Source organism: Nocardia sp. NPDC055053 (genome assembly GCF_053608285.1).
Map to the genome: position 1 here is coordinate 21,154 of NZ_JBSGVD010000059.1, position 6,539 is coordinate 27,692.

A 6,539-nucleotide genomic window follows, 5' to 3' on the forward strand; every position below is an offset into this window, starting at 1 on the left:
CTGGTCGGAGCCGGTCATCGGCAGTCCGGTCGAGCACCGCTATCAGCTGTCTGCGAATCCTCCTGATATCCAGCGGTGGTATGCATCGATCGCATTGTCGAGCATCCGCACCAGGTTTTCCGGGCGCGCCAGCGCTGCCCGCAGCATCGCGTCAGGGTCGACCCACGCAGGCGCTTTGGGGAGTTCCACCGCAGGCCCCAGCGGCGCGATTTCAAGGACAGTGTTGTTGACCCACACCCATTTGCCCACACCGAGAGTGAGCAAGACGATGTGTCCGAGTCCTCGTGCCATCCGAGCAAACGCGGCCTGTTCGTCGCGTCCAAGGTCGGCATCAGGATCAGGGAACGCGCCGCGCGCGGCGGCATCGATAAGGTTGAGTCCTTCTCGTGTCCAGGGGTCGTCCAGATCGGCCAGACCTGGCGTCTCCTCGACCAACCGCGCCAAATCTGCTGGCTCTTGGGCCAGCCACTCCATGAATTCTGGTGCGCATTGCTGGTTTTCGTGCCGACGCCTTTCAGCGTCTGTGTAGGGGATGAGGTCCTCGTCCAAGACTGCCGCCCTTCCGGTAGTCGCGTTGTGCTCCGGTGAACCGTGCCGATGGTATCCATTTCGACTACCTCTGGCTGCGGCGGAGAAATATCTTGGCCGCCCGCTCGGTCAGATGAGCTCCGCGCTCCTGCCAGGTTTCGCTCATGCGGACAAGGGCGGGTTGAAGTCGGTGAGGGCCGTGAGCAGCTTGTTCAGGGTCGCGGCATCGGACCGAAAGTGTAGATCCGAGAGTGACGGAAAGGTGACGGGCTCACGTACCGACAGCGCGGGTAGCCCGCGCGCTGCGGAACTGGCCTGGATTTCAGTTGCTCGAGTGGTGGCGGAGTGATTCACGGTTTGCCTCGTTGTGCATTTCGATCCCTGCGGCCCTGCGGCCACAGAGCCAGGGTGGGCAGTGGTGGAATCCGATACCGGGGCTTTCGCCACCCGCCCATCTCCTCTCTAGACAGACCGATGCACCGCATGGGGATTCGGCGTCTCCCGGTATCGGAAACCGGTTTCATCGTGTCCCACAGACGGTTTCGGACGCGATCGCGTTGCGTGCGCGCGCCGTTGGCGTATCGTCGGTATTTTCCCAGGTCAGATGCGTTTGCATAGGTGGGGTTATGATCCGAGGTCGTTCATGGACAGGGTTCGAGGCAGCCGCCTTGCAGGAGGCCATGCGGTGCTCGGTTCGCGACTTTGCGGCGATGCTGGGTGTGGAACTCACCACCGTGGCGAACTGGCGTTCCGGTCTGAGCTCTGTCACTCCGCGTTCTAAGGCGCAAGCCATCCTCGACACCGCGTTCCGGCAGCGTGCAACCGCGGACGATCGAGAGCGGTTCGCGCAGATCGTTGCTGAGGGCGAGGAGGCATGGCGAACGCGTCACCAGCAACCAGACCAGCGACTGGTAGCGCCGGACAAGGCACTCGCGAGCCACGCACCAAATGCGTCACCACACTCGATTCTTTCTCCCACCTCACTGCCGCCCGACGGCCAGGAGGCAAGCCTCGAACTTCTCTCTGTGCTTGCCCGTGCGGACAAGCTCAGCCGGTCGGTCGATCCCGAGGTGATCGCGCGGCTTCGCAGCAGTACGCAGGGACTCATCGACAACTTCGAGCGGTTGACGCCGGCCTCACTCCTCCCTGCCCTGACGAAGCAGCGAGCGTGGCTGGAGACCCTCATCGACGAGTGCAGTGATTTGCGGCAACGGCGCGAGTTGTACGAGATTTCCAGCCACACTTCGGGGCTGCTCGGGTACATCACCGTCGGTTGTGGGAACTTCTCGCTGGCAGGCGCGTACAGCCATGAGTCGTTCGAGCTCGGCCGGTATGCGGAAGACACCAACCTGGCGTCGTGGGCGCGTGGAATGCAGAGCTTTTGCGAGTACTACGCGGGTCGTTTCGACAAGGCTTTGGCCTACGCCGAGGACGGGTTCGCGCTAGCTTCCAACCAACCACAGAGCGTTCGTCTTGCGATCAACGGCATCGCCCGGTCACGGGGCAAGCTCGGCGACGCGACAGGGGTGCACCGTGCAGTCGAGGACGCGCACCAGGCGCTGTCACGTTACGGTTCGCCCAGCGGCTCGCCGTCCAGCATCACGCTCGACAGTTACAGCCTGGCACAGGTCACCGGCAATGCGGCGACGGCCTATCTGTCGCTGGGGATGCCGGACAAGGTTGAGGAGTACGGGCGCGTGGCACTGGCTGAGATGAGCGAAGCTGACTCTCGCTGGGGACGTTCGCTGATACTGATCGACTTGGCGCGGGCCAACGTGCTGGCCGAAAACGCCGACCTCGACGCCGCGACCAATATCATGCTCGACGCGCTCGACCCGGCGATGGGCGTCCCGATGCTCCAGGTTCATCGTCGAGGACTGGAGTTCGTCCGTGACGCGACTGCCAGGTGGGGAAGTACCCGGGAGCTGCGTACGCTGCGGGACATGCTCACCGATGCACCTGATCGTCATGAGTGACCGGCCGCCGCATGAGAACCGGGCGGGTGCGCTGGGCTACTACTGGTTTCTCACCTTCGAACACGCGGCCGGTCTGCACGCGGCAGCAAGATACTGCCAGCAGGTGGTGGATTCGAGCCGCTTCGAACTGACACCACTCGACACTCTTCACCTGACACTGGACAGGATTGCCGCCCCGGGATCGTCGACGCCCGAGCAGCGAGCTGCGATCCTCGAGGCCGGGACGCGCCGGTGCCAGAATCTGGCGCCCTTCGTCCTGACCGTCGATCGGGTCGCAAACCTGCGGGGTGCGGTGGCGTTCATCTGTTCGCCCGGCCCGCGGATCGAGGAAGTTCGCGGTGCTGCGCGGGCGGCGACCCAGTCGGTGTCTCCAGCTGCCCCGGTGCGAGATTCGTCGTCCGCGCCCCACATGACGATCGCCTACCCGATGTACGAAGGGCTGACGGCGGAAGCTGCAGCGACCGCACGTGCCGCGGATCTTCCTGGTGCCGTTGCCGTCTCCGTCTCGGCGGTGTGCATGGTCGCACTGGAACGACGCGGACATGGATACCGCTGGGAGACGGTCGGACGAGCCCCGCTTGCGAAGCGCGATCGTGTCTCCTGAGCTGGCGGCTTCACCTCGAAGCAGGCAGGTATGTCGTCACACCGGTGCTACTCCACAGTACGCAGCGAGCGTACGAATGAGCGGCGTCAAGAAGGTGATGAACCGGTCCGAAGCCGGCGTCGAAACGCCGCTTGCCTGGTGACTCGCGGCTGGCACTGGATTTGCTCGACGAAGCGGAGCGGGCGCGCGAGCGGACCGACCCTGATGAGGCAGCGGGGCTGTTCCGCTTTTCCGAGGCCAAACAGATCACTACCGCGGATTCAGCTTGATGTGGGCGGACGACCCCGTGGTGTTGCGGAAGTCGGCGCGGGCTTAGGAGGATGCGATCCGCGCGTGGCAGGTGCAGCGATCCCCTGGTGACGAGATGCTGTCGCAAATCTACTTGGCGTCGGCGTCTGCGCGGCTGGGCGACCTGGACGCGAGCTTGGCGGCGGTGGAGCCGGTGTTGTTGTCGCCGATCAGTGCGCATTTCAGTTGGGTGCGGAAGCGGTTGAAGCAGTTGGACGGGCTGTTGGCTGAGAATTTCGCGGATTCGGCTGCCGCCGCTGACGCGCGGGAAACGCTGCGGGCCTACGTCCTGGCTGCGTAGCGTTGCTCACTCGGCCCATCCCCTTCGGGTCGAGAGCAGTGGAGCCGGCGCTGTGGCACCGGCCCACCACTATCGGCGAGTGCCGACCTGGTGTTTCCGCCCAGCGGGAGAACGCGGTTCCGGCCACGCGGCCCGAACTTACCGTGACCTGCATGACTGCACGAGTTTTCCCGACCACCGGCCCCGGCGCCGTTCGCGATCCGGAAGTCGCGGCGATGCTTGCCGCGCTCGACGCCGGGTTCCCTGATGTCGCCACGATGGAGGCCGCCGAGGCGCGGGCGGCGATCCGCGCCAGGCGTGCTCCGCTGCAACGTCTTCCCGAGATGCGCGAGGCGCGCGACCTCACCATCGACGGGCCTGGCGGGCCCTTGCCGCTGCGGGTGTTCCGGCCGCATCACGATGACGCGACGCTGCCGGTGATCGTGTTCGCGCACGGTGGTGGATTCGTGTTCTGCGATCTCGACAGTCATGACGAGTTCTGCCGTTCGATGGCGGCGGGGGTCGGTGCGGTGGTGATCTCGGTCGATTACCGGCTCGCACCGGAGCATCCTGCCCCCGCCGCCCACGACGACATGCTCGCCGCGCTGCGCTGGGCCGCTGGGAACGCGGGCGCGTACGGCGGTGATCCAGCCAGGATCGCGCTGGCCGGCGACAGCGCGGGCGGCAATCTCGCGGCCACCGTGGCTATCGCGGTCAGGGACGGTGGTGGTCCCGAGGTCGCGGCGCAGATTCTGATCTATCCGGTGATCGACGACGATTTCGAGACCGAGTCCTATCAGCGGTTCGGCACCGGGCACTACAACACGACCAGCGCCATGCGGTGGTACTGGCAGAACTACGCACCGCACGGCACCGACGACGTCCGCCTCGTGCCGACCAGGGCATCCACGCTGGCCGGCCTCCCGCCCGCGGTGGTGGTCACCGCCGAACTCGACCCGCCCTGCTCGGCCGGTGACGCCTATGCGCAACGGCTGGCCGGGGACGGCGTCGTGGTGCGGCATCGCCGCTACAACGGGCTGTTCCACGGCTTCCTCACCATTCCGTCCCTGGCCGCCACCCAGGCCGCCCGCACCGAGGTCTGGGCGATGGTGCGCGACGTGCTCGGTCCGGCATAGCGGACGTTCCTCGAAGCGACAACTTCGCGTAGCCGAGGGGCTATGGTCGCGACCCGCTACGCCGCCCCGGCACGATCATCGGCCACCCGGTCAGCGGATCGTCGACGACCACGCAGTCGAGATCGAACACCGCCCGGACGGAGGCACGGGCATCAGCGGGCGCTCATGGCGTGATCGCCGCGGCGGCCCGGCCGGCTCACCGGTCGGCCGGGTCGTGCATGCCCTCTTCTTCGCGCACGCGCTGCTCGATCTCGCGCCAGCGCCCCGGCGTCGGATGGGGGTAGTCGGCGCGGTCGTCGTGTTCGGCGCCGGCCAGGACGGTGGCCGCGTTGTCGATGTCGTCGATCAACTGCTGGGCGAGTTCACGTTCGGCCGTGTAGTGGCGCTGCGCCCACTGCAGCACGAGCTGCGAATAGGCCCAGCCCGGTTCGGATTTCGCCGCCTCGGCGTCGATCGCGGCCCGCTGCTCGAGCTCCTCGACGTCGGCGATGTGGTCGCGCAGGATCTGCTTGATCCGGTCCGGGGAGCCGAGGTGGCCGAACATGACGCGCAGCAGCACATGGTGTTTGAGCACCGAGGCGTCGACCGGCGCCTTGTTCCACCACGCGGTGACCGCCTCGCGCCCGGAGTCGGTGATCTGATACAGCCGTTTGCCACGCATGGCGTTGTCGTGGTCGAGCCGCGAGCTCGCGAACCCGTGGTTCTCGAGCTTCTTCAGTTCGGCGTAGATCTGGCTGTAGGACGGGGTCCAGTAGAAGTAGCGCAGGCTCCAGTCGGCCCACTTCTTCAGGTCGTAGCCGGAGACTTCCTCCTCGTAGGAGAGCATGGCGAGCACCGCCCAGCTGGTCGGCGGCAGATTGGGCACGCCGGGATCGGGGTCGGGAGTCGCCATCGCTGCATGTTATCAACCCCGCTTGGCACCATTTACCCGCCGACAACCGCTGACCGGGAGAACGTCTTGAGCCGCGCACCGCTCACCCCGGATCGTGGGGGCATCGAGTTCCGTTCGGGAGGACCCCTATGAATGCAGACAACGTCGCCCTCGACGCAGGTATCCCAGCACCCGCAGAGCTGCGCAGAGTGCTCGGTCACTTCGCGACCGGCGTCGCGGTGATCGCCGCCCACGACGGGACGCGACCGCTCGGTTTCACCTGCCAGTCGGTGGTGTCGGTGTCGCTGGACCCGCCGTATGTGTCGTTCTGCCCGGCCAAGAGTTCCACCAGCTGGCCGCTGCTGCGCGAGGCGGGCGCCCTGTGCATCAACATCCTGGCCGAGGAGCAGAGCGCGCTGTGCCGTCAGTTCGCGGTGAGCGGCGCCGACAAGTTCGCCGGTGTCGAGTGGGACCGGGCGGGCAACGGCGCGCCCGCGCTGGCCGGGGCGCTGGCCCATATCGAGGTGAACGTGGAGCTCGAGCACGACGCGGGCGATCACACGGTGGTGCTGGCCCGGATCGGTGACCTGCGGGCGGCCGAGGACGGCAGGCCGCTGCTGTTCTATCGGGGTGGGTTCGGCGGCTTCGCGGCCTCCTCTTCGGGGAGTTCCCGGTCGACTTCCCGCTCACCGTCGCGCTCGTCGACCACTACGCCGAGGCGAAGTGAGGAACGGGCGACGGGCCGCGGCGGACCCGTCGCCCGGTGGTGCCGTCGCCCGACGGCGTCAGCGCCGCGGCTCGCCGCGGTAGGTGCCGAACGACCACAGGTTGCCCCGCGCTCGCGCGGGTCCTGGGC

Annotated in this window: 6 protein-coding genes and 1 pseudogene; 5 read left to right on the plus strand and 2 right to left on the minus strand. The window is 66.7% G+C overall.

From position 1 onward, the window contains the following. Positions 1-42 precede the first annotated feature (42 nt). Entirely contained in the window at positions 43-549 is a 507-nt protein-coding gene (locus ACWF82_RS32795) for a hypothetical protein (protein ID WP_452507458.1), read from the minus strand. Between the two features lie 605 nt (positions 550-1,154). Between ACWF82_RS32795 and ACWF82_RS32800 the strand changes: the two genes are divergently transcribed. From ACWF82_RS32800 to ACWF82_RS32815, 4 genes are all read left to right on the plus strand, one after another. Then, the gene (locus tag ACWF82_RS32800) at positions 1,155-2,504 is read left to right on the plus strand and encodes a hypothetical protein (RefSeq protein WP_452507459.1); all 1,350 of its coding nucleotides are present in this window, start codon (positions 1,155-1,157) and stop codon (positions 2,502-2,504) included. Further along, positions 2,482-3,108, plus strand: a complete 627-nt coding sequence (locus tag ACWF82_RS32805) for a 2'-5' RNA ligase family protein (protein ID WP_452507460.1) — start codon at positions 2,482-2,484, stop codon at positions 3,106-3,108. The genes ACWF82_RS32800 and ACWF82_RS32805 overlap by 23 nt, the downstream gene beginning before the upstream one ends. A gap of 364 nt (positions 3,109-3,472) precedes the next feature. Further along, positions 3,473-3,697: a hypothetical protein gene (locus ACWF82_RS32810; RefSeq protein WP_452507461.1), complete on the plus strand. Its 225-nt coding sequence runs from the start codon at positions 3,473-3,475 to the stop codon at positions 3,695-3,697. 152 nt (positions 3,698-3,849) lie between these two features. Next, the gene (locus tag ACWF82_RS32815; protein ID WP_452507462.1) at positions 3,850-4,812 is read left to right on the plus strand and encodes an alpha/beta hydrolase; all 963 of its coding nucleotides are present in this window, start codon (positions 3,850-3,852) and stop codon (positions 4,810-4,812) included. A 196-nt stretch (positions 4,813-5,008) separates the two neighbouring features. On the opposite strand, the gene ACWF82_RS32820 is transcribed toward ACWF82_RS32815, so the two are convergent. After that, positions 5,009-5,704 carry a PadR family transcriptional regulator gene (locus ACWF82_RS32820; RefSeq protein ID WP_452507463.1) on the minus strand — a complete coding sequence of 232 codons (696 nt, stop codon included), beginning with the start codon at positions 5,702-5,704 and terminating at the stop codon, positions 5,009-5,011. A gap of 128 nt (positions 5,705-5,832) precedes the next feature. Here ACWF82_RS32820 and ACWF82_RS32825 point away from each other — a divergent pair. Next, a pseudogene (locus tag ACWF82_RS32825) lies at positions 5,833-6,336 on the plus strand (flavin reductase family protein); the annotation flags it as partial. Positions 6,337-6,539: the final 203 nt, after the last annotated feature.